At 57.6% G+C, this 22,979-nt stretch carries 16 protein-coding genes; 10 read left to right on the top strand and 6 right to left on the bottom strand.

The genetic code is table 11. The features are described 5' to 3' along the window. The first annotated feature begins 59 nt into the window (after positions 1 to 59). Positions 60 to 3,023: a M1 family metallopeptidase gene (locus BLR44_RS08150; protein WP_089681171.1), complete on the top strand. Its 2,964-nt coding sequence runs from the start codon at positions 60 to 62 to the stop codon at positions 3,021 to 3,023. A 135-nt stretch (positions 3,024 to 3,158) separates the two neighbouring features. After that, positions 3,159 to 4,157: a sugar phosphate nucleotidyltransferase gene (locus BLR44_RS08145; RefSeq protein ID WP_089681169.1), complete on the top strand. Its 999-nt coding sequence runs from the start codon at positions 3,159 to 3,161 to the stop codon at positions 4,155 to 4,157. A 2-nt stretch (positions 4,158 to 4,159) separates the two neighbouring features. Here the strand turns inward: BLR44_RS08145 and BLR44_RS08140 are convergent, their stop codons facing one another. Further along, on the bottom strand, positions 4,160 to 4,462 hold the full coding sequence (locus BLR44_RS08140) for a DUF4286 family protein (protein WP_089681167.1): 303 nt from the start codon (positions 4,460 to 4,462) through the stop codon (positions 4,160 to 4,162). 124 nt (positions 4,463 to 4,586) lie between these two features. On the opposite strand from BLR44_RS08140, the gene BLR44_RS08135 reads away from it, so the two are divergent. From BLR44_RS08135 to polA, 4 genes are all read left to right on the top strand, one after another. Next, positions 4,587 to 5,249, top strand: coding sequence for a carotenoid biosynthesis protein (locus BLR44_RS08135; protein WP_218127038.1), 663 nt, complete (start codon positions 4,587 to 4,589; stop codon positions 5,247 to 5,249). Between the two features lie 104 nt (positions 5,250 to 5,353). Continuing rightward, entirely contained in the window at positions 5,354 to 5,818 is a 465-nt protein-coding gene (locus tag BLR44_RS08130) for a sterol desaturase family protein (protein ID WP_089681163.1), read from the top strand. Positions 5,819 to 5,847: 29 nt separating this feature from the next. Continuing rightward, on the top strand, positions 5,848 to 6,735 hold the full coding sequence (locus BLR44_RS08125) for a MerR family transcriptional regulator (protein ID WP_089681162.1): 888 nt from the start codon (positions 5,848 to 5,850) through the stop codon (positions 6,733 to 6,735). Between the two features lie 71 nt (positions 6,736 to 6,806). Beyond that, positions 6,807 to 9,632 (top strand): DNA polymerase I, encoded by a 2,826-nt coding sequence (gene polA / locus BLR44_RS08120; RefSeq protein WP_089681160.1) that lies wholly within the window; start codon positions 6,807 to 6,809, stop codon positions 9,630 to 9,632. A gap of 95 nt (positions 9,633 to 9,727) precedes the next feature. Here the strand turns inward: polA and BLR44_RS08115 are convergent, their stop codons facing one another. Further along, positions 9,728 to 12,994 (bottom strand): TonB-dependent receptor, encoded by a 3,267-nt coding sequence (locus BLR44_RS08115; protein ID WP_089681159.1) that lies wholly within the window; start codon positions 12,992 to 12,994, stop codon positions 9,728 to 9,730. Between the two features lie 669 nt (positions 12,995 to 13,663). On the opposite strand from BLR44_RS08115, the gene BLR44_RS08105 reads away from it, so the two are divergent. Beyond that, a complete protein-coding gene (locus tag BLR44_RS08105) occupies positions 13,664 to 17,002 on the top strand; it encodes a TonB-dependent receptor (RefSeq protein WP_089681154.1) in 3,339 nt (1,112 codons plus the stop codon). Positions 17,003 to 17,079: 77 nt separating this feature from the next. Here the strand turns inward: BLR44_RS08105 and BLR44_RS08100 are convergent, their stop codons facing one another. From BLR44_RS08100 to BLR44_RS08085, 4 genes are read right to left on the bottom strand one after another with little or no spacing between them, the layout of a single operon-like run. Then, positions 17,080 to 17,451, bottom strand: coding sequence for a MerC domain-containing protein (locus BLR44_RS08100; protein WP_089681152.1), 372 nt, complete (start codon positions 17,449 to 17,451; stop codon positions 17,080 to 17,082). Continuing rightward, entirely contained in the window at positions 17,451 to 18,203 is a 753-nt protein-coding gene (locus BLR44_RS08095; RefSeq protein WP_143017183.1) for a hypothetical protein, read from the bottom strand. Before BLR44_RS08095 ends, BLR44_RS08100 begins: the two co-directional genes overlap by 1 nt. 59 nt (positions 18,204 to 18,262) lie before the next feature. Next, entirely contained in the window at positions 18,263 to 19,573 is a 1,311-nt protein-coding gene (locus BLR44_RS08090) for a peptidoglycan DD-metalloendopeptidase family protein (RefSeq protein WP_089681148.1), read from the bottom strand. A gap of 44 nt (positions 19,574 to 19,617) precedes the next feature. Next, entirely contained in the window at positions 19,618 to 20,412 is a 795-nt protein-coding gene (locus BLR44_RS08085; protein ID WP_143017182.1) for a hypothetical protein, read from the bottom strand. Between the two features lie 207 nt (positions 20,413 to 20,619). Between BLR44_RS08085 and BLR44_RS08080 the strand changes: the two genes are divergently transcribed. From BLR44_RS08080 to BLR44_RS08070, 3 genes are read left to right on the top strand one after another with little or no spacing between them, the layout of a single operon-like run. Then, positions 20,620 to 21,045 (top strand): DUF2141 domain-containing protein, encoded by a 426-nt coding sequence (locus BLR44_RS08080; RefSeq protein ID WP_089681144.1) that lies wholly within the window; start codon positions 20,620 to 20,622, stop codon positions 21,043 to 21,045. After that, a complete protein-coding gene (locus BLR44_RS08075) occupies positions 21,042 to 22,103 on the top strand; it encodes a sensor histidine kinase (RefSeq protein WP_176955946.1) in 1,062 nt (353 codons plus the stop codon). The genes BLR44_RS08080 and BLR44_RS08075 overlap by 4 nt, the downstream gene beginning before the upstream one ends. Beyond that, the gene (locus BLR44_RS08070; protein ID WP_089681140.1) at positions 22,100 to 22,867 is read left to right on the top strand and encodes a LytR/AlgR family response regulator transcription factor; all 768 of its coding nucleotides are present in this window, start codon (positions 22,100 to 22,102) and stop codon (positions 22,865 to 22,867) included. The genes BLR44_RS08075 and BLR44_RS08070 overlap by 4 nt, the downstream gene beginning before the upstream one ends. The last annotated feature ends 112 nt before the right edge of the window (positions 22,868 to 22,979 follow it).

Raw genomic sequence — 22,979 nt, 5'->3', positions numbered from 1 at the left:
TTGCAGGGCAAATCAGCGGAGATCCACCTTTCTTTGTGATTGTAACAATATGTAGTCTAATGAGTTGGTTTACCTCCGCCCCGTGGTACGGTCTGGTGATCGGTTGTTTGGTAGGAAGTGCAGCGCAGGCCACCGAGGCGCCCGAGCGTACCTGGCAACAGGAAGCGAATTACCGGATCAGCGCGACGCTCGACGATCAAAAGCATCTCCTCACCGCCGAGGCGACCATCGAATACGTGAACCATTCGCCGCAGACGCTTATGTTTCTGTGGATAGAAGTCTGGCCGAACGCCTACCAGGGGCGAACCACGCCTTTTGCCAGCCAGCAACTGGCCCTCGGTCGGCAGGAGTTCTGGTACGCCCGCCCCGAAGAACTGGGATGGATGGAGGCGCTGGATTTCCGTGTGGGAGAACAGCCCCTGAAGTGGGAATACGAACCCCGTCATCCCGATCTGGTCAAGGTAAACCTGGCCACTCCGCTGAAACCCGGCGAGCGCGTCGTGCTCCAGACCCCCTTCCGGGTGGTGCTGCCCGGTGATTTTTCGCGGATGGGCCATCGCGACCAGGCCTATCAGCTGACCGATTGGTATCCGCAGGTGGCTGCCTACGATGCGCAGGGGTGGCACCAGCGCTCGTACCTGGAGCAAGACAACCGCTATGCGGAATTTGGTTCGGCCGACGTCACATTGACCTTGCCCAAAAACTACGTGGTTGCTGCCACGGGGCGTCTGACCAGCGAGGAAGAGTGGGCGTGGTTGTTGGCGCGTTCCACGCAGAAACTACGCACAGACCGGTTCCCGCTGGAAGACGAATCGCCCGTTTCTGCCGGTGCCACCAAAACCATTCGATTCGTCAGCGATCATACCCATGGTTTTGCGTGGGTAGCCGATAAACGCTTCAACGTGCGGCACGGCGAAGTCACTTTGCCATCCGGGCAGAAGGTAGACACGTGGGCTATGTTTACGAACCGGCGGGCGTTTGCCTGGGAGAATGCTCTCGACGAAGCCGCACAGATGCTGACGACTTACTCGGTCGGGAACGGTGCATACGCTTATCCTTCGCTAGCGATGGTCGAGTTGCCCCTACGCCGAAGTGGAACCATCAACTATCCGGGTCTGGTGGGCATTCCGGCCGCCACCCGAGAAGCCGCTGTTACGACCGCGCTGGCGCATCAGGTCGCCCGGCAATGGTACGGCGGCATGATCGGGCTTGACGGACACACTTCGCCCTGGCTGGTCGATGGACTGGCCGCGGCCGCGCAGGATCGCTACCTCGCCGAGCGGCATCCGAACCAGACCTTGAACGACCTTGCGCCGCAACCGTGGGGCGCTCTGAGTGGGCTGAACGCCTTTCCGCAGGCACGTCGCCACGAGATCGACTACCTCGCGGCTGCGCGTGGCGGTACCGAACAAACGTTACAGACGAATGCTGCCGGTTACCTCCCCGGCAATTACCAGGCCTTTGCCGAAGCAAAAGCCGCCCTGGCGTTTCGCTACGCCCGCCAGTACCTGGGAAACGAAAAGTACGATGCACTGATGCGTCAGTACACAACCGCGTGGCAGTTCCGCCATCCGAAACCAGCCGATGTACAGGCGTTGTTCGAAGAACAGACGGGTGAGACCTGGGATTGGCTGTTTCGCGATCTGTTGCAGACCGATAAAAAACTGGACTACGCCGTGCGCCGTTCGTCCGTGAGCGAGAAGACGGCAACGCTTTATGTAGAAAACGTAGGAAGCATCGCGGGGCCCATCACCGTTTCGGCCGTGCGGGGCGGCAAGGTCGTCCAGACAAAATGGTATCCGGGTTTTACGGGCGTACAAAAAATTGAACTGGCGAACGAAGGGTGGGAGCATCTGGTGATTGACCCTGAGCATCACATGCCCGAGTACAACCGGCAGAACAATACGATCGAGCTGGTTACCGACCGGCGCGTGGAACCCATCCGGGTGCGCCTGTTGCCCACGCTGGAAGACAACCGCTACACGCAACTGTTTATCACCCCCGTAGGGGGCTACAACGCCACCGACAAGGTCATGCTCGGTGCCGCCTTTTACAACAGCATCTTGCCCCGGAAGCCCCTCCGCTACTTGGTAATGCCGATGTGGAGTTCAGGGCAGCGGGGACTGACCGGCTCGTTCCAGGTAGCGGGCGAGGTTCCTTCCATCACCACGTTAGGGCGGATCGATGCGGCTCTCCGGACCGACATTTACGCGGGCTACATTCGCACTCAGCCGCACGTGCGGTTGGCGTTTGGCGATGGATTGGACCTGCAGCAGCCGCAGAAGGAACTGAGCCTGCGCCTGGTGAACATGCGCTTCGGGTTGCAGCAACTGCCCGCCTATCAGGACGGTGCGCCGATTCCGGGCCAGAGCTGGCAACGCTACAACGTCCTGACCACGACTTACCGGATACACCAGCAGAACGCCCTGGAACGGTGGGAGCTGCGCGGGGAGCTGCAGAACAAAGGCGCTGACTTCGCGTTGCTTTCGGCCACCGCCGAGTGGAACTTTCACTACCGGCGGAAAAGCCAGGTGCGCCTGCGCGGCTTTGCCGGAGGCTTCCTGTTGGCACGAAACCTGACCAATGGCTTCCGACTGGGCATGAGCGGCAGTACTGACTACCTGGGGGACCAGATTCTGCTGGACCGCCGCGGTGTTACCGAAACCGTCCCGGCATTTCTGCGCCAGCGTATCGACGACCAGGGGGGATTCCGGGGACTGACTTCCGCGTATTCCCGCAAAGGATTGGTGGCACTGAACGGCGCTGTCGATGTGCCTTACCTGCCGATTAGTGTCTTTGGCGACGTGGGTTACACCCCCGACGGCGGCGGTTTGCTGACCGGCACGGGCTTGTCGCTGCGTCTTCTGCCCGAGATCCTGACGATCGATGTACCGCTGGCCGGTAGCAGTTACGCCGATCGGTTCCCGACAGGCATCGATGACGTGACCAAACAAATCCGGTTTACACTTCACCTGAAGCAACTGACACCGTCCACGATGCTGCGCCGTGCCCTGACGCTGTAACGAACCGAACAAGGCCTTGGCCTTTGAGCATACTAACGCGAACCTCGAATCAAAAGCCGTCCGTTTCTCGAAAGCGGGCGGCTTTGTTTAGTTTTGGGCGTATCCCTCCCCGGAGGTATCATCTTTTTTCTCCCTATGAAAGCAATCATCCCCGTGGCCGGCATCGGCGTACGGCTTCGCCCTCATACCCACACCCAACCGAAAGCGCTGTTGCCGGTCGCCGGAAAAGCCATTCTGGCGCACATCATCGACAGCCTGCACAGCCGGGGCATCACGCAGTTTGTGATCATCATCGGGTACCTGGGCGACAAGATCGAAGAATACGTACGGACGCGCTATCCTCATCTGCACCTGGAGTTTGTGACCCAGGAGCCACGTCTGGGGTCGGCGCATGCGCTGTGGGTAGCCCGCGAGGCCATGCAGAACGAAAAAGAGATTCTGATTCAGTTGGGCGATACCATCGTGGGGTTCGATCTGGAAAAGATGCTGACTACCCCTGGCACCGTTCTGGGCGTGAAGAAAGTGGAGCGACCCGGTTTGTTCGGCGTGGCCGAACAGGACGAAGACGAGGTAGTCACGCGGCTGGTCGAAAAACCCCGCATTCCAAAGTCGAATCTGGCGTTGGTCGGGGTTTATAAGATTGCATCGGCAGAGCGGCTATTGCAGGCCATTGCGTACTTGATTGACAACGACATTCGTACGCAGGGCGAGTACCACCTGACCGACGCGCTGATGCGTCTGGTGGAAGCGGGCGAACGGATGACCACCCAGACGGTCGATAACTGGTTCGACTGCGGGCGGAAGGAAAAGTTGCTGGAAGCCAATGCCATTTTGCTGAACCGGAGAGGACCGGAGACCGAAACGCTACCTTCGTTTCCGAATACCATCCTGATTCCACCGGTGAGCATCGGGGAAAACTGCCAGATCAGCAACTCGATCATCGGGCCGAACGTGGCCATCGCCGACCATACCGTCGTCCATCGGTCGATCATCCGCGATACCATCGTGGGGCACTACAGCGAGTTGGTCCACACCGTGTTGCACCATTCCATCATCGGGAACGATACTTCGCTGAAGGGACTCAGCCAGAGCCTCAACATCGGCGACGACACGGAGATCGACTTCAGTTTGTGAGGCTACTTGCGTTCCATCAGGGTCTGGAACTGCACAAACTGCCCGCCAAAATGGGCTTCGTGTTCCTGTTGAAAGCGGGCGGCGTACAGTTGCTCAAACACGTTGACCTTATCGAAGCTTTCGGCAAAGAGCTGTACGCTGTACGTCACCCCTTCGCTTGCGTAGGCGCCGTGCAGCAGGTAGACGGCCGAGTCGTGGAACAGACCCGTGGACAGAACCGCCGGCAGGTAAGAGGCCTTGAGCCACGCCAGCCACTCTTGTTCTATGCTTTCGTCGACATTATACGTAACGTTGTAAAGAATCATACCGCAAAGATGGGCGATCTGGCGGGAATCCGTCGTCAGATTTTAGGGAGAGGCCCCCGCTGCTAGCCGGGCGTCCGGTTCCAAACATTTGTGCTTTTGCGGAGTTGGTAAAACCATGTCGCTTTTGACTACATCAAATCCTCAGAAAACACTCTCTGGTCTGTATGGCGGGGCCGTAGCGCTCCTCATGGCCACGCACATGGCTGGCCTGATCGGCATGCAGGTGGCTTGGTCACGTCCGTGGTTCCTGCTGCTGACACCGCTGAACCTGCTGCTGACGGCCGGGCTGCTCATCGCCTTTCAGCCGGAACGCAACGCGGCATTTGTACGCTTTACGGCGCTGACGGTGTTCGTCGGTTTTGTGGCCGAACTGATTGGGGTGCAAACGGGCTGGCTGTTTGGGGCGTATGCCTACGGGGCTACGCTGGGACCTAAACTGTGGGGCGTGCCGTTCGTCATTGGTATCAATTGGTTCGTGTTGGTGTACAGCATCGGCGTCTGGCTGTCGTCGTACAACTGGCCCCGGTGGCGGCTGGTGCTGGTCGGGAGTGTACTCATGGTGCTGCTCGACGTGCTAATCGAGCCGGTCGCCATTCGGTTCGATTTCTGGGCCTGGCACGAAGGAGCTGTCCCCTGGCGCAATTACGGCGGCTGGTTTCTCGTTTCTGTGCTGCTGTTCGGGGTGTTTACGGGTAGCGCCTTCCGAAAACAGAATCCGCTGGCGCGCGTGGTGGTGGCCGTACAGGCGGCTTTCTTCCTGGGGCATGCGTTGCTGGCGTGGGTGTGAGCTGCCTACCGGTAAGCGACTAGTTCTGACCACCGGTCGAGTTCCTGCCCGCACACGTGGGAAATCAAACAATTTATAGCGCGGCGTGTTATAGCTTTAAAGATATGTGGCTTGCTTTTGTTACCGTACTCCTCAGCTTTGGTCTGATGGAAGTGGCCTCGTGGGCCATTCATAAATACGTGATGCATGGACCGTTGTGGTTCATTCATAAGACGCATCACGGTGCCGGTCATCACTGGCTGGAACTGAACGACGTGTTCACGATTTTCTTCGGTGGTGTGGCGGTGGTGCTGATGATCCTGGGAGCAGCCACCTTGGACGTGCGCTTCTGGATTGGGATTGGCATTTCGCTCTACGGTCTCGTCTATTTTCTGGTGCACGACTTGTTTATCCACCGTCGCATGAACGTGTTCGGACGCTCGGGGAACCGTTTCCTGAACCGTCTGTACCGTGCTCATCAAATTCACCATCGTTCGCGCGACCGCGACCGCAGCAAAGCCTTCGGACTGCTTTGGGTGAACGATAGCGTTTTTGACGAGGAGCCGCCCCGGTCGGCCCGAAGACCTTAACGATCAACTACTACTTAAACGACAGTCACGTGGGGACGTATTCGATTCGCGATCTGGAGCACCTGTCGGGCATCAAAGCCCACACGCTGCGGATCTGGGAGCAGCGATACAACATCATCCGTCCCAAACGGACGGATACCAACATTCGCTATTACGATGCCGAGGACCTGAAACTGGTACTGAACATCTCGGTCTTGAACGGCCACGGCTACAAGATCTCGAAGATCGCACAGATGTCGCCGGAGGCTATGCAACAGGAAGTGCTGCAACTGGCGCGGCAGGCAACAGGCTACATCGACCAGGTACAGTCGCTGACCATCAGCATGATCGACCTGGACGAAGACCGCTTCGAGCGCATCATGTCGACCAACATCCTGCAGTTCGGGTTTGAAAAAACGATGCTCAACGTCGTCTATCCCTTTCTGCACAAAATCGGCGTCCTCTGGCAGACGGGGGCCATCAATCCCGCTCACGAGCATTTCATCACCAACCTGATTCGCCAGAAGCTCATCGTCGCGATCGACGCACAGGTGGTGCCGCGCCAGGGGCCGGTCAAAACCTTCGTGCTGTTTTTGCCCGAGGGCGAGTTGCACGAGCTCAGTCTGTTGTTTGCCAATTACCTGATTCGCTCCCGGCACCACCGCGTGGTTTATCTGGGGCAGAGTCTGCCGTTCGACGATCTGGTCGGCGCTTGCCGGATGCACGAGCCCGACTTCCTGTTTTCCATCATCACCACCCTGCCCGATGCCGACGGCATTCAGCGGTACGTCACGCGCCTCGGCGAAGCGTTTCCGCAGACGAAAGTGCTGCTGACCGGCTATCAGGTACTGGCGCAACCGCTCGACCTGCCCGCCAACGTGCAGCTCCTGTCGCAGATCGACGAACTGATCCGAATGCTCGAAAACAAACCGCTGTAAATTAGCGCCTACACCCCCGTTTTTTCGCGGAAAGCGATGTCGTCCTTCGCAAAATCCGCTACCTTCGGTACATGAGTCAACCTCCCAAATTATTCCTGTTGGATGCGATGGCGCTGATCTATCGTGCGCATTTCGCCTTCAGCAAATCACCCCGTGTCAACTCCAAAGGCCTGAACACCGGGGCCGTTTTCGGCTTTACCAATGCCTTGCTCGAAATCCTGGAAAAAGAGCGCCCGACCCACATCGGGGTGGCGTTCGAAAGTTCGACCCCGACCTTCCGCCACGAGCAGTTCGAGGCGTACAAAGCGCAGCGCGATGCACAGCCCGAAGACATTTCGGCCGGGATGCCCTACATCAAAAAGATCATCCAGGGATTCGACATTCCCATCCTGAAAGTAGACGGATTCGAGGCCGACGACGTGATTGGCACCCTGGCGCACAAGGCCGCGCAGGAAGGGTTCGAAGTCTACATGATGACCCCCGACAAAGACTACAGCCAGTTGGTGCAGAAGGGCGTCTACCTCTACAAGCCTTCGTACATGGGCAAAGGCGTGGAAATTTGGGGCGTACCCGAGGTGCTGGCGCGGTGGAATATCGAGCGCGTTGAGCAGGTAACCGACATTCTGGGGTTGCAGGGCGATGCGGTCGACAACATTCCGGGGATTCCGGGGGTGGGCGAGAAGACCGCCATCAAGCTCATCGGCGAATACGGCTCGGTCGAGAACATCATCGCCAACGCCGGCGAACTGAAAGGGAAGCTGAAAGAGCGCGTCACCGAATTTGCCGACCAGGCCATTTTGTCGAAACAGTTGGCAACGATCGACATCGACGTACCGATCGCGTTTCAGGCCGATGCGTTCTGCTGTTCGGAGCTGAACCGTGACGCGTTGGCCGAAGTGTTTGAAGAACTGGAGTTCCGCTCGCTGGCACGTCGGGTGCTGGGAGTGGTCGCGCCCGATCCGCCGACCAAAACCCGAAAAAAAGGAAAAAGCGCCGGACAGATGGATCTGTTCTCGGCGTCTTCGGCGGCGGAGGTTGACGTGGCCGAAGAAGACGGCCCCGACACCCTACAACTCACCGGCCGCGACACCATCGAGTCGGTGCGGCACCATTATTACCTGATGGACACGCCCGAACTGCGGCGTACGCTGGTCGAGCACCTGAAAAAACAGAAAGAGTTTTGCTTCGATACCGAAACGTCCGGCATCGATCCGATTGATGCCGAACTGGTGGGGATGTCGTTCTCGTGGCACCCGCGCGAGGCCTACTACGTGCCGCTTCCGGCCGACCAGGCCGAAGCCCGGGCCATTGCCGACGAGTTTCGGGAAGTACTGGAAGACGAACGCATCCTGAAAATCGGGCAGAATTTAAAATTCGACATTACGGTGCTGAACTGTTACAGCATCGACGTGAAAGGCCCGCTGTTCGATACCATGCTGGCCCACTACCTGCTGGAACCCGAAATGCGGCACAACATGGACGTGCTGGCCGAAAATTACCTGAACTACCAACCCGTTTCGATCGAATCGCTGATCGGGAAGCGTGGGAAGGACCAGAAGACGATGCGCGAAGTGCCGGTGAAAGAGGTGGTGGAGTACGCCGGAGAAGATGCCGACGTCACGCTGCAACTCAAAACGGTGTTTGCGCCCCGGCTCAAAGAACAAGGCTACGAAAAGCTGATGTACGAAGTGGAGTGCCCGCTCGTACCGGTGCTGTCCGACATGGAGGCGGCGGGGGTGAAGATCGACCCGAATGCGCTGGCCGAACTTTCGCAACTGCTGAGCGAAAACGCCGCCCAGATCGAAAAACGCATTTACGAAGAAGCCGGCGAGACGTTCAACATCGGGTCGCCCAAACAACTCGGCGAAATTTTGTTCGACAAGCTCAAAATTGCCGATAAGCCCAAAAAAACCAAGTCGGGGCAGTACGCCACCAACGAAAAGGTGCTTTCGTCGTTTGTGTCCGAGCACGCCATTGTGCGCGACATCCTCGACTACCGGGAGTTGCAGAAACTCCGTTCGACCTACGTGGATGCGTTGCCGCAACTAATTCATACCAGCACGGGGCGGGTGCACACGTCGTTCAACCAGGCGGTCACGGCCACGGGGCGTCTGTCGTCGACCAACCCGAACCTGCAAAACATCCCGATCCGGACGGAACAGGGCCGCGAAATCCGCAAGGCGTTTGTGCCCCGCGACCAGGACCACGTCATCTTCGCGGCCGACTATTCTCAGATCGAACTTCGGATTATGGCCGACTTCAGTGGCGACGAAAGCATGATCGAGGCGTTTCGCAAGGGGCTGGACATCCACACCAACACCGCCGCCAAAGTCTACGGCGTAGCGCTCGACGAAGTAACGCCTGAAATGCGGCGCAACGCGAAGACGGTCAACTTTGCCATCATCTACGGAGTGTCGGCCTTCGGACTGGCACAGCGGCTGTACCTGTCGCGGCAGGAGGCCAGCGACATTATCAAATCGTACTTCAAGGAATTTGCGGCGGTGAAAGCCTACATGGACAGCGCCATCGAAAAGGCGCGGCAGGACGAATACGTTTCGACGCTGTTGGGCCGCCGGCGCTACCTGCCCGACATCAACTCCCGTAACCAGACCATGCGCGGCTTCGCCGAGCGCAACGCCATCAACGCCCCCATTCAGGGAACGGCCGCCGACATGATCAAGATCGCCATGATCCGCATTCACGACTGGATGAAGAAAGAAAAGCTACAGTCGCGGATGATCCTCCAGGTACACGACGAACTGGTGTTCGATGCGCACCGCGACGAGATCGACGTCCTGAAAACCCATGTGACGGAGTTCATGAAAAACGCGCTGCCCCTGTCCGTCCCGATGGAAATCGGCGTGGGTGTGGGCGACAACTGGCTGGAAGCCCATTAAGGGCAAACCGAAAACAGACAGACAATACAGACTACAAACCAACAAAAAAGGCGATCCGCAAACCGGATCGCCTTTTTTATGAAGTAAACTACATGTTAGTTGAATAGGTAGCGCAGGCCTAGCTGAGCACTCCAGGTTTGTGACAGGCCGTAGATCGGCTGGAACGTTTGCGTAAGCGGCTGGTTGGTGCCCGGGCGCAGCGCCAGGGTGTAGACAGGCTCGCCTTCCGCGTTGGTGCCACGGTAGTTCAAAATGTTGCTCTGGATCGGCGTCATGGTCACGCCCCAGCTGTTGTTGATCAGGTTCCCGATGTTGAGGATGTCCAGCGAAACCTGAAGCTTGTGCTTGCCATTTTTCGTGATCGGCAGATCGTTCAGGAGACGGAAATCGAAGCGGTGCAGCCAAGGCAGTTTTGCGCCGTTGCGATCAACCACCTCACCGCGCTTCTGGCTGAGGTAATCGTCCTGATCAACGTAGTTGAAGAACAAATCGGCTTGCTCTTGCGGCGTATACGTTTCGTCGCCGCTGGTGAACTCCTGGAAGTTGATTTCACTGGCATCGCGCGGCACGTAGATCAGACGCTGGGCATTGTCGCCAAAGTCGCCCGAATACGTGTAGCTGAAACGACCGGCTTCGCCGCCGTTGTAGAACAGCGAGATGGTGGTGTTGTTCTTTTGGTACGACAGCACACCCACAAAGCGGTTCGGCTGATCGAAGCGTGTGAAGCTGATCTCCGGATCGTTGCGGTTTTCTTTCACCACTGCCGACCAGAGTGAAATCGCCTGCGAACCGCCATCCAGGCCGTAATCGCGTGAGCGGCTGCGGGTATACGCCAGGCTGACGTAGAAGCCACTGTTGAACTGCTTTTGCAACTGTGCGGTCAGCGAGTAATAATCGCCTTGCTTGTCGGCGTTGGTCAGGTAAAACACGTTGCGGAACTGCTCGCTATTCGAGTACTGCGAGTAGGTAGGACGCTGGTCGGCGCCATTCAGGGTAGCATCCGGCTCGGCCAGCACCGGGTTAACGGCGATCGGCGTAGAGACGTCGCGGCTGTAGATCCCTTCGAGCGTACCCGTAATGCCGAACGGCAGCTGCTGGTCTACGGCCAGGTTGCTCCGCCAGGTCTGGGGCAGTCTGAAATCGCGGTCCGTAATGTTCAGTTCGTTGCTGAGTTGTGCTTCGCCCGGCTGCGGCCGGTTGGCGTTGATGTCAGGGTTGAACAGAATACCTTGGTCGATCACCTCCTGGCCTTCGTACCCTACGCCGCCGCGGATCACGCCGCTGCCGTTCACCTGGTTCGAGAGCCACACAAACGGAATACGACCCGAGAAGATACCCGTACCGCCGCGTACTTGCGTCGTACGGTCGCCGTTCACGTCCCAGTTAAACCCGACACGTGGCGAGAACAACGGCTTCACTTTCGGGAACTCAGCAACGTTCGGAACGATGGTTGAACCGTCGATCGGATTGGTAAACGTTACATTCAGCGCATCCAAAGCCTGGTTGCGCGGCAGGTTCATCGGGTACGAAGGCAGGTCGATGCGCAGACCACCCGTCAGCTTGAGGTTGGGCGTAACCTGAAATTCGTCTTGCGCATAGACACCGATCTGGCTGAAACGCGTCTGGTCGGTAGGAGGCGTCGTGCTGCCGTCGAAAGCGTACGACTGTGCAAACGCATCGGGGTACACGTTAGGGTTGCGGTTAATCACCGACTCCACAAAGGAATCGTAGCTGTTGAAGCGGTAGAAACCGTTGAAAACCGGGTTGAACGCGTTGTCGAACGTCATGTATTCGTAGTTCACCCCGAACGTCATCGTGTGCGCTCCCGAGAATACCGTCAGGTTGTCGGTAATGTTGAAGATCTTGTTCTCCAGGAGGTTACCTACCGAATACAGTTCGTTCCCGATCGAGAAGTAGTACTGAAGTTGTCCGGCGTCGTTCGGTTCCATCACTTCCACAAACGGGAAATCCTGCTCGCCGGGGATGCCGCGTCTAGGGTCAGTCGTTGACGTGTACCCTACGTTCAATTGGTTGGCGATTTTGTTGCTCAGGCGAGAGTTCAGTTCGCCCGTAATCGAAGAAACCTGAACGTCGTTCGTATAGTTGGTATTCCGGAAATTCATCGCCTCAATGCCCGTCCGGTCCGTATTGCGGTAGCGGGTGCTGATGAAGCGTACGGAGTTGCCGTTGGTCGGTATGTCACGGAAGGCCGTATAGATGTTGTACCGGACCGACGCTTTGTGGTTCTCGTTAATGTTCATGTCCAGACGCGCGTTGAAACGCTTGCCTTCGGAAGCGAACGAGTAGCCTTCGTAAGCACCGGTGTTGTATCCATACAGGCTTTGCAACTGCTGGCTTACGAAATCGAGGCGCTCGGCCGGTACGCGCGAGATGGTAATGCCGTCGGGCGTTTCGCCGGGGCGCAGCGCACGTTTCTGGAAGCTCGGTACCTGTTCTTTCTCCTGCTCGTAGCTCACAAAGAAGAATAGTTTGTTCTTCAGGATGGGGCCACCAAGACGCACACCGTAGATGGTGTTACGCGACTCGCCTTTGCTCAGCAACTGGTCGTCGACCTTGTCGCCTACCAACTGGTCGTTGCGGAAAAAGACATAAGCCGATCCTTCAAATTCGTTGGTTCCCGAACGGGTAATGGCGTTGACGTTGGCTCCGGTAAAGCCACCCTGACGCACGTCGTAAGGCGCCAGGTTCACCTGTACCTCCTGAATGGCATCGAGCGAAATGGGATTTCCTCCGGCAAACTGCGACGAACCCAACCCGAAGTTGTTGTTGTAGATGTTACCGTCGATGGTGTAGTTATTGAAACGATTATCGCGGCCGGCGAAGCTGGTTCCGTTGCTCTGCGGTGTCAGGCGCGTAAAATCGTTGATGTCGCGCGAGATAGTCGGCAATGCCTGAATGCGCTCCTGGTCGATGTTCAGCGCGGCGCCTGTCCGCTCCGAGTTGAAAACATCGCTTCCTTCGGCCGTGATGACGACCTCCTCAAGCTGCATGTTATCTTCTCCTAGCGTAATGTCCAACGTGACTGCGTTACCTAAGCCCAGGTTGATGCCTGTGCGCACTTCGGGCTGGTACCCGACAAACGAAATCTCCACCCGGTAAGGGCCGCCCACCCGCATGCCGGGGATCGAAAAGCGGCCGTCGGTCTGCGTAGCGGCTCCGTAGCGTGTGCCCGAGGGCTCGTGCACGGCAACGATCGTAGCTCCGGGAAGTCCCTCGCCACTGGCGTCGGTCACCTGCCCCACCAACGAGGAGGTTGTGACACCTTGTGCCCAACCCGTCTGAGTGCTGAAAAAGATCAGCGAAAGCGTCAGAAGCCTGACAACTGCGTAAACATTTTTCATTAAATGATAAGCTTGTAAAAGGATAAAATTGACCCCGCTGCATGGAGCCAAAAAACCACCAATTTTTCTGCCGCAAAGGTAGCTCATGCGTAAGATAAAGGGGGGAAGGTTTATTATTTTTTTGTTAACAATAAGCAGCAGCAATCCCTGTGTTCTCTTTATCAGGGCCAAGCCTCATAAAATGGTCTTTTTAAAAAGTAATAAGATCGTAAAAAAAGAGTTGTTCGTGTGGTTTTTTTTACAGGAAAAAAGATTCATAACAACATACGTTGGGACTGGATTTTGCACCGGATCGCACGCGGGTCACCTATGATCGGCCCATCCATCATCAATTCTTCTGAATTGAAATAGTTATATTTTGGATGTGTTTGGAAAAGCGCTGCGGATCGGGTTCGTCGCCGCATGCTTCCGGCCTTGCTGTTGTAATCTTCGCATGATCCGTTTACTTTTATAAAGTCCTTCTCGTGGCGTATAGCGTCCGTTTTACTCTCTTCCACCACGCTACCGATTTAACAATTGCTTCATCTGCGGATGACGTTACTTTCCGGACAATCGTCTACTTTCGCGGCGAAATTGCAATGTGTGCAACGTTAGAATATTGCAATAACCATTTTTTTATATCTCGTTCTAGTTAAAGTATCATTCACTTTCCCTTTCCTTGTTTTTTGCATGAAAAAACAATTATTCATTCTAATCCTGATCTGTCTAGGGTTCGGGATGGGTCTCCCGCGTGGCGTATGGGCACAGGGGGTAACCACCGCCAGCATCAGTGGCACCGTGGCAGATCAAACGGGCGAATCGCTGCCGGGGGCAACCATCCTGGCCCGGCACCAGCCCACCGGTACGGAGTACGGCACCATTACCGACGCCAGTGGTCGGTTCACCCTCCAGAACATGCGGATTGGAGGCCCTTACCTGATTCAGGTATCGTTTGTCGGGTATGCGCCGCTCGAAGAAAATAACGTAAACCTCTCGCTGGGCGAAAACCGTCGCTTTGCTTTTACGCTGAGCGAAGAGAGCACGCAACTGGCAGAGATCGTCGTGACCGGCCAGGCCGACGACGTGTTCAACTCCGGCCGGACGGGGGCGGGCAGTAACTTCTCGAACGAGGAGATTACCCAATTGCCCACCATCAGCCGCAGCCTGAGCGATTACACGCGCCTCACGCCGCAAGCGGGCGCCAACAACACGTTCGGCGGACGCAACGCGGGCTACAACAACATTACGATCAACGGTGCGCTGTTCAACAACGTGTTTGGCCTGGCCGGAACCATCGGGGGACAAACCAACTCGGAGCCGATTTCGCTCGACGCCATCGAAGAAATTCAGGTCAACCTTTCGCCTTACGACGTAACGCAGGGCACGTTTACCGGCGCGGGCATCAACGCCGTGACGCGCAGCGGTACCAACGAGTTCTCGGGCTCGCTCTACTACTTCACGCGGAACTTTGGCGACTCGCCGTTTATCGGCAAGAAACTCGATGGCAGCGACAGTCCGCTGCCTAGCTTCACGCTGAACAACAAGGGCTTCCGGGTGGGCGGCCCCATCCTGAAAAACAAACTGTTTTTCTTCGTAAACGGTGAGATGCAGCGCCGCGGCGATCCGCCTTCGCCCAACTACGTGGCGTCGCGGCCCGGCCTGTCCGGTAGCGATGTGTCGGCGGTGTCGGCGGCCGATCTGGACCAGTTGAGCACCTTTTTGCGGGAGAAATACGGGTACGATCCCGGTCCTTATGAAAACTACACGCTCCGTTCCGACAGCGATAAGCTGACGGCGCGGCTGGACTTCAACGTATCGAAGAATCACGTCCTGACGCTCAACTATTACTACCTGAAGTCGTACCGCGACGTGAACCCCAGTTCGAGCGGCGCGCTAAGCAACGGGCGGGGGCCTTCCAACACGAACCTGCCCTTCCTGGCGGCGTTCTACCGGATCAACAACAACATGAATTCGATCATCGGGGAGCTGAACAGCAACCTGGGGAACAAACTGTCGAACAAGTTTCAGGCGGGCTTTACGGCCATGCGCGATTTCCGCGAAAGCAGCGGGGGAATTTTTCCGCTGGTGGACATCGGCAACGGCAGCGGTCTGCAATCGACGGCGTTCGGCTACGAGCCTTTTTCGGCAAACAACATCCTGAATACCAACACGTTCCAGATTTCGGACAACGTGACCTATTTCGCCGGCAAGCACACGCTGACGCTGGGCACATACAACGAGTTCTACAAGTTTGAAAACGGGTTTGCGCCGACCTACTACGGTCAGTTTCAGTTCAACACGTTCGAGGACTTTTACAACAGTGCCAATGGCGTGACCAACCCGGATTCCATTTCGGCCACTAACCCGAACGGCTACGTTTCCGGCCCGCTGCGCTATCAGTTGCGGTGGTCGACCAATCCGGACGGCTCGTTCCCGCTGGTAGAAACCAAAGCCAGTCAATTGGCTTTTTATGCACAAGACGAATTTCAGGCCACGCCTACGCTGCGCATCACGGGCGGCTTGCGCGTCGACATTCCCATCATCAACCAGGAAATTGCGCGGAACGAATCGGCCGCTGCGCTTTCTTTCCGGGATGGCTATCAGATCCTGACCGATCGCGTGCAGAAGTCGCAGTTGTTGTGGTCGCCGCGCCTGGGCTTTAACTGGGACGTGAAAGGAGACAAATCAACGCAGATCCGGGGTGGTACGGGCATTTTCACCGGTCGTGTGCCGTACGTGTGGATCTCGAACCAGGCCAGCAACAACGGCGTGCTGTTCGGCTCGCTTGATGCCCGCGGTACGGTCGATGCACCGCTCTATCAGTACCAGTTCAATCCTGACGTGAATGCCTACATTCCGCCCGACCGTCTGCCGAACAGCAGCTACAACCTGGCGGTTACGGACCGGAACTTCAAGTTCCCGCAGGTGTGGCGCAGCAACCTGGCGATCGACCAGCGCCTGCCCGGTGGCCTTGCCATCACGGTAGAGGGGGCCATCACCAAAGACCTGAATTCTGTGTACCACCAGAACATTAACCTGCCGGAGTCGAGCCTGCGTTTGCAAGGGCCGGACAACCGCTACATTTATTATACGGTAGATTCGTTGGGAAATCCGGCGCGTGCCAACTCGCGCATCAACAGCGCGGTGACGGACGCCATCCTGATGCGGAATACCAACAAAGGGTATTCGTGGTTTACCACGGTGCAGGTGCAGAAAACGTTTATGAGCGGGTTCTTCGCCAGCCTGGCGTATACCTACACCGATTCGCGTTCGGTGAACGACGGGGGGTCGATTGCCCAGTCGATCTGGCGCGATCGGCAGATTTCCGGCGACCCGAACGACAACGCGGTGAGCTACTCCAACTTCCTGCGCAAGCATTATGTCGTGGGCAGTGTGTCGTACAAAAAAGAGTACCTGAATTCGATGGCGACGACCGTTTCGCTGGTCTACACGGGTGCGCCGGGCCTGAGCGCACCGTTTGGCGCGCGCTACTCTTACACGTACTCGCGTGACCTGAACGGCGACGGACAAACCAGCAACGACCTGATTTACGTACCGGCCAACCAAGGGGAAATCAACCTGGTGGACATCCGGAACAGCAGCGGCGACGTGACCTATTCGGCCGCGCAACAGTGGGCCGATCTGGATGCCTTCATCAGCCAGGACCCCTACCTGCAAAACCGCCGTGGGCAGTATGCCGAGCGGAACGGAGCGCAATATCCGTGGCAGAGTCAGTTCGACTTCCGCGTGTTGCAGGACTTCTACGTGAACGCCGGAGGCAAACGCAACACGTTACAGTTGAGCCTGGACATTTTCAACGTGGCGAACCTGCTCAGTTCGCAATGGGGGCTGCTGCGCACGCCGACCCGCTCGGGCCTGATCGATTTTACCGGCTTCGATGCAGAGGGCAACCCCACATATCAGTTCCCGATGTTACGGGGCGAGCCGTTGCGTGAGTCTTTCCAGGTCGATCCCGGTCTGCAGTCGCGTTGGGCCATGCAAGTCGGGCTGCGCTACATCTTCAATTAAGCTTCGAACCTTTCTTCATACAAAAAGGCCGCTCCTGAAAAGAAGCGGCCTTTTTCGGTTTATCACGAAGATCTATTTTATTTTTCCACGGCACAGTGGGGGCGGTAGCGCCAGTTCAGCCAGAAGGCCACGGCCACCAGCAAACCGCCGAGGCCCGCGACCACGTGTGTGAACGCATGGTGTTGCAACAGAAGGTGCCCGCCCAGAATGCCCAGAAAGCCCAATCCTGCTAGCCAGAGTGCCCCCGGCCGGTGGTGCTGCTGAAAATCTTTACCAAGGGTATAGGCGGCAATCGGGAGGCTGATGAGCATCAGACCCCATTCAAGGCGCTGGTCGGCGGCCCATTCACTGCCTACCAGCGGCAGGACCGTCAGCAGAAGCGGTAGCGTGATGCAGTGTACGGCGCACAACAGCGATACAGAAAAGCCAAGTTTATGGTGGTGATCCATCAGGGATGCGAGATTTTGAGTCGGGTCCAACGTTTAATTTCCTGTTGTTGCAGGTCGCGTACCGTTACTTCCAGCGTGTACAAACTGTCGGCAGTAAGCGAATCGGCCTGTAGAAACAGGCTGTCGACAAAGTCGTACGTCGTGAGGTTTTCGACGGGGAAGGTGTGGTGATAAGCGGCCACCGGCGTCGAGTCGCGCGTAACGAACAGGCGAAGCGCCAGGCTGCTGAGTCCTTCCTGATCGGAAACGGTGCCACGCGCCACCAGCGTATCGCCAACCGAAGTCGACAACTGCGTCCGGCTGTTGATGGGCGCCCGGAGCGTCAGGACAGGGAACCGCGGATTTTCCAGCGTCAGCGTATGCGTCAGCGAGTCGGAACGAGCCCCTTCCGCATCGATGCCCACCACACTTAGCTGATACGTACCGGGAATTTCGTCGGTGCTAAACACCAGCGAATCCTGCTGATCGACAATCTGCCCGGCCAGCGGCACCTGAAAGGTGTAAGCGGGGTAACCGTACGGCGAACTGCGAAACAGCAGCGTATCGAACACCGGCTGGACCGCCCAGTCGTAGGACGCCAGGCCCTGGTCGTCCACAAACTTTAGAGACAACCGGAGCGTGTTCGGCACACTCAGCGTAGTAGGCAACGTGCCGGTCTGTAAAATCAGGGGCCGGTCGCTCGGGCCATTGCCCGGCTGGCAGGCGCTCAGCACCATGCACAAAAGCCCGATTCCTAAAGCGGATAAACGCATACAGCAAAGGTAACTACTTGCAACGTGGTTGCAAATACGTAAGCGAAAGAAAAAGGGTTTCAGCTTTTGGGTTGCTGCACCCATCCCCATTGCCCGGCGACGTCGGCCAGGGCGAAATCATTGAATTCTGCCAGGATGGCGACCGAAGTTTCGGTCGGGAGGTATTGGATCAGCGGCGCGTCCGGTCGCGGCGTATCCAGCAACGGCCGGGAAGCGTCGGACGTAACCCATTGCCGGATGGGGCGGGTGAGGGGTTCAACCAGCGTGTGAAAAAGATAGCCTTCGGTGCCGTCGGGCAGGCGAATGCGTTCCCAGTCGCCGGTCGCTGCCAGCACTTGCAGGGGCGTGTGCGGTGTGCAGGTACGGATCACGGTATGGTCGGTGCCGGGGCCGGTGCGAAGGTTGACCGACTGGCGACCGGTGCGTTGCCACGCGAGCGGCACGGTGGGCGTCGTGGCAGGGGCGATGGTCTCCTGCGGAAACTGCTGGACAAAGGCGTACGGATCAATCGCGCCCTGCCCGAACCGGTAGATGCCGAAATGCAGGTGTGGCGGTGTGGTGCGCGCGTTGCCGGTGTTGCCGACGAGCCCTACCGTATCGCCGGGCGTGACGCGCTGCCCTATCTGCACCAGCTGGCTGTCGAGGTGCGCGTAATAAAGGCTTTGTCCCCGTTCCAGGTCGGTGATCCAGACCACTTTGCCGCCCAGCCGCGTTGTGCCGACGCGACTTACCCGGCCGTTGACGGCCGCCAGTGCCGGCGTGCCCCGTTTGGCAAAAATATCGATGCCTTCGTGGCGCCGTCCGCCGCCGTCGCGCGCCGCACCCCAAAAGCTCTGCACACTGCGGTTCGAGCCGCCTTCGACCGGAAAAGACAAGACCGGTTGTTGCGTGATGTAGATGTCGTAGCGACCGCTGCGCAGCAGCTCGGGCTGCACGCGGATCAGGTACGCACCGGTTTCGTCGACTTCGTATTCGAAGGTCAGCGAGGAGTCGGCCGAGACGAGGGGCTTCGCCTTCTGGTCCTCCTGCCGGAAAAGGTCGACAAACACGTCCAGCGGTTGATTTGCTTCGGTTTCTACTTTTACCCGCAGCTTTTGGCCTTCGGGTAGCGCCACCCGGTAGCTGAGTGCCACGGCTTCGTTGGCCGGAAAGTAACCCGACTCCCGGTAAGGAAGGTCGATTTCCAGCGAGTCCCGCAAGGCACGTTCGCCGGCCGCTAGCCAGGCTTGTCCCAGGGCGGTTTCGTCGAGCTGCACCTGTTGCAGGGCGCGGGCGTATTTTTCGTAAGGGGTGGCGGGTTGCAAAACCCGGCGGAGCGGAGCGCCTCCACACCCCGCGAGCCAGAGGGTCAGGAAGCAAAAAAATACCATTCGTTTCACGGAAGTAGTACCGTAAAAACGGGGCTAAAGTTCCCTTAATTGCCTGAGCGCGAGCGGATGTCGATCAATTGCAGCTTGGCCCGTTGCAGTTCCTCTTCGTACACTTCGGCTTCGTTTTCCAGGGTACTGCGGAGTTCGCGCAGGCGCTCGATCTCGCGCAGGTTGCCTTCCGTTTTGGCGAGCGACTCCGGATTGCGCTCGGCGTTGGGGTCTTTTTTCAGCGCTTTGGCAAAGGTGCGTTCACTTTTGCGGTTGTCTTTTTCCAGCGACCGGGCTCCCTGTTCGGCTTTGCGGATCTGTTTGCGGGTGTCTTTCAGCAAACTCGTCTTTTCTTTCACCAGATTCTCGTAATACTGCCGGTAATAGACGTCGAGGAAACGGTTGACGACCTCTTCGAACTGAAAAAATTCCTGCGGATACTCGCGGCTGTTCAGGAAAATGTCGTACCCGATGGCGTAAGCCACGGCCAGTTGCGCCTGCCCTTCGTCATTGTACACCACGCTGAGCAGATCGCCCCGCTTGTCGGTGACGGCGTAGAGGTTGATCTTTTCGGCTTGCAACAGATTGCCCTTCTTCTGCAATTTGATGTCCAGCTTCTTACGGGTGTAATCCGACCAGATTTTGCGCAGTTGATCGTAATCGCCCTCCACCCGCGCCACGAGGGCCGTGGTCGGCTTGCCGTCCATCATGAAGTCTTGTTCAATGGCGCGGCGCTCCAGCTGCAACTCCTGGGCGCGTAATGGGCCGAGGGCGCACCCCACCAGGAGACACCACAGCAACAAAGTCCTGACAAACAGACGGAAGGCGTAGGGAGTAGAGAGCCGGAGCATGACAGAAAGGCGAGTGATTTGAGAAGGTAAAATAAGAAAAATGTGGGAAGTGATGTGTTAAATTTCCGCAAAGCCCCACCGTTCGGCCTTCGCTTCCGACCTTTGGGTAAGGAAATCGGACGGTTGAGCAGGCGGGTGGCCGGGGCGCTCGTCCTAAAAAATCAAGTTTGTTTGTCAACCAACTACGCGTGTGCGGGTTTTAGCTTCATGAACTATTGGAAATACCTCCTCCTGACCGGCATTGTGTTGCAGGTCGGCATGGCGCGGGCGCAAGGCACCCTGACGCTGGAAGTGAAAGGATTGAAACAGGAAACGGGTGCGCTCTACATCGCCCTGTACAATAAACCAGAAGGCTTTCGCGAGGCCGACGCGGCCTACAAAAAGCTGATTGCTCCCGTTAAGGGAAACCCGGCTGTGGTGGACCTGGGCGGGTTACCAGCCGGCACCTACGCCGTCACGCTCTTCCACGACGAAAACGACAACGGCGAATTGGATACCAACATGATGGGCATCCCCAAAGAGGGGTACGGCTTCTCGAACAATCCGAAGATCCGCTTCGGGCCGCCCGATTTCGGGGAATGTACCTTTACGCATGGCGACGCCGCACAAACCGTCTCCGTGCAAATTCAATGATTGCATCGAAACGTCGCACGTCCCAGGACCGGCGGGTCGAGTGGATCGGTATTCCGGTGCTGGGCATGGTGCTGTCGCTGATTTTCGGCGGGCGGTCGCTGTCCTGGTCGAGCATGCTGTCCATGATGGTGATCTTCACGCTGTTCACCGCCTTTGGCTGGATCGGCAACGGCCGGATCGTCGACGCCCTGCGTGCACGTTTTCCTTCCATTCAACAGACACCGCAGCGGCTGCTGTTTCAGATCCTGGCCTGCACCGCCTACACGGTGGGTGGCTACGTGCTGCTCTACCCGATTCTGGTCCGGGTCGTGTTTCAGGTACCGCCCGAGCTGCCCGGCCTCGAGAGTGTGGTCTTTACGCTCATCATCACGACGGCCGTTACGTCCATTTTCGAGGCGACGTATTTTTTTCAACGCTGGAAACTGTCGGTGGTGGAAAGCGAGCAGTTGAAACGGCAGACGGTTCAGTCGCAACTGGAATCGCTCAAGACCCAGGTCAGCCCCCATTTTCTGTTCAACAGCCTGAACACCCTGGCTACGCTCATTCCCGAAGATCCGGCCTTGTCCGTGCAGTTTGTCGAGAAGCTCTCGGAAGTATACCGCTATCTGTTGCAAAACCGGACGCAGGAAGTGGTGCTGCTGGCTACCGAACTGAATTTTGTCAACGCTTACCTGTTTCTGTTGCGCATTCGCTTCGCCGAGAGCCTGCGGGTCGACGTGGCGGTGCCTGACGAAGAACAGCGCGCGGCTTCGGTGCCGCCCATCGTGGTGCAGATGCTGGTCGAAAATGCCGTCAAGCACAACATCGTCTCCCGGCAGCGTCCGCTCTACTTGCACATCGGCGTGGAAGGCGACGCCTTGGTGGTGCGCAACACGCTTCAGCGGAAACCCGTGCGCCCCGAAGAGTCGACCGGCGTAGGGCTGGCCAACATCCGCACACGCTACCGCTTTTTAACGAATCAGGAACTAATCCTTCAGGAGACCGACCGGGAATTTATCGTGCGCCTGCCGTTGCTGCGGGTGGTGCAACCGGCCGAACGCGCTCATCCTTACGCATGAAACTGTTGATCGTCGAAGACGAGGCCCCGGCGGCCCGTCGCTTGCAAACGCTGCTGTCGGAAGTGGCGTCCTCGGCCGAAGTGGTGGAGGTGCTCGACAGCGTCGAGGGAACTGTAGCGTGGCTGAAGCATCCGCAGCATCCGCCAGTCGATCTGCTGTTGTTCGACATTCAGCTGGCCGACGGACTTTCGTTCGAGATTTTCGAACAGGTGCCGGTGCCTTATCCGGTGATTTTCACCACGGCCTTCGACGAATACGCCCTCCGCGCGTTTCAGGTCCACAGCGTCGACTACTTGCTCAAGCCCGTGTCGGCCGAAGCCTTGGCGCGGAGCCTGGAAAAGTTTCGGCAGCACTACGCCGCCGCGCCCTCGTTCGATGTGAAGGCGCTGTTGCAAACGTTGCAGACCGGGGCCGGGCAGACTACGTACAAAAATCGCTTCCTGGTCAAGCTGGGCGAGCGTCTGCTGTCGGTGAGTCAGGAGGAAATCGCCTACTTCACGTCCGAAGAAAAAGTGGTGGTGCTCTACACGAATACCGGCCGCAAATACGCCATCGACTACACCCTCGACGACCTGGAAAAGTTCCTGGACCCTAACCTCTTTTTCCGGCTGAACCGGCAGTTTATGGCCCGCGTCAATGCCCTGGAGAGCATTCACACTTACTTCAACGGCAAGCTGAAAGTTTACCTGACGCCCGCCACCGACCGCGAGGTGATGGTAAGTCGCGACAAAGCGCCGCTGTTCCGCGAATGGCTGGATCGGTAAATCGTGAAGGGAAGAGGTTGTGATGTCGCGGTGGGGGGATTCATCAGGCGTTTCCTCCGGTGGGCCGTTGAATCGGCAACTTTCTCACCTGCAAGGCGATAACTCACGTGAG

The sequence above is a fragment of the Catalinimonas alkaloidigena genome (assembly GCF_900100765.1).
GTDB classification, from domain to species: domain Bacteria; phylum Bacteroidota; class Bacteroidia; order Cytophagales; family Flexibacteraceae; genus Mooreia; species Mooreia alkaloidigena.
The sequence above is the reverse complement of the archived record's forward strand: the minus strand, read 5'-3'. Positions and strand labels throughout refer to the sequence as shown.

Excerpts from the sequence above, each read along its gene's own strand:
- BLR44_RS08095 (WP_143017183.1), bottom strand. The coding sequence starts at position 18,203 with ATGCGTTTATCCGCTTTAGGAATCGGGCTTTTGTGCATGGTGCTGAGC.
- polA (WP_089681160.1), top strand. The coding sequence starts at position 6,807 with ATGAGTCAACCTCCCAAATTATTCCTGTTGGATGCGATGGCGCTGATC.
- BLR44_RS08105 (WP_089681154.1), top strand. The coding sequence starts at position 13,664 with ATGAAAAAACAATTATTCATTCTAATCCTGATCTGTCTAGGGTTCGGG.
- BLR44_RS08140 (WP_089681167.1), bottom strand. The coding sequence starts at position 4,462 with ATGATTCTTTACAACGTTACGTATAATGTCGACGAAAGCATAGAACAA.
- BLR44_RS08080 (WP_089681144.1), top strand. The coding sequence starts at position 20,620 with ATGAACTATTGGAAATACCTCCTCCTGACCGGCATTGTGTTGCAGGTC.
- BLR44_RS08100 (WP_089681152.1), bottom strand. The coding sequence starts at position 17,451 with ATGGATCACCACCATAAACTTGGCTTTTCTGTATCGCTGTTGTGCGCC.
- BLR44_RS08130 (WP_089681163.1), top strand. The coding sequence starts at position 5,354 with ATGTGGCTTGCTTTTGTTACCGTACTCCTCAGCTTTGGTCTGATGGAA.
- BLR44_RS08070 (WP_089681140.1), top strand. The coding sequence starts at position 22,100 with ATGAAACTGTTGATCGTCGAAGACGAGGCCCCGGCGGCCCGTCGCTTG.
- BLR44_RS08085 (WP_143017182.1), bottom strand. The coding sequence starts at position 20,412 with ATGCTCCGGCTCTCTACTCCCTACGCCTTCCGTCTGTTTGTCAGGACT.
- BLR44_RS08090 (WP_089681148.1), bottom strand. The coding sequence starts at position 19,573 with ATGGTATTTTTTTGCTTCCTGACCCTCTGGCTCGCGGGGTGTGGAGGC.
- BLR44_RS08150 (WP_089681171.1), top strand. The coding sequence starts at position 60 with ATGAGTTGGTTTACCTCCGCCCCGTGGTACGGTCTGGTGATCGGTTGT.
- BLR44_RS08145 (WP_089681169.1), top strand. The coding sequence starts at position 3,159 with ATGAAAGCAATCATCCCCGTGGCCGGCATCGGCGTACGGCTTCGCCCT.
- BLR44_RS08115 (WP_089681159.1), bottom strand. The coding sequence starts at position 12,994 with ATGAAAAATGTTTACGCAGTTGTCAGGCTTCTGACGCTTTCGCTGATC.
- BLR44_RS08075 (WP_176955946.1), top strand. The coding sequence starts at position 21,042 with ATGATTGCATCGAAACGTCGCACGTCCCAGGACCGGCGGGTCGAGTGG.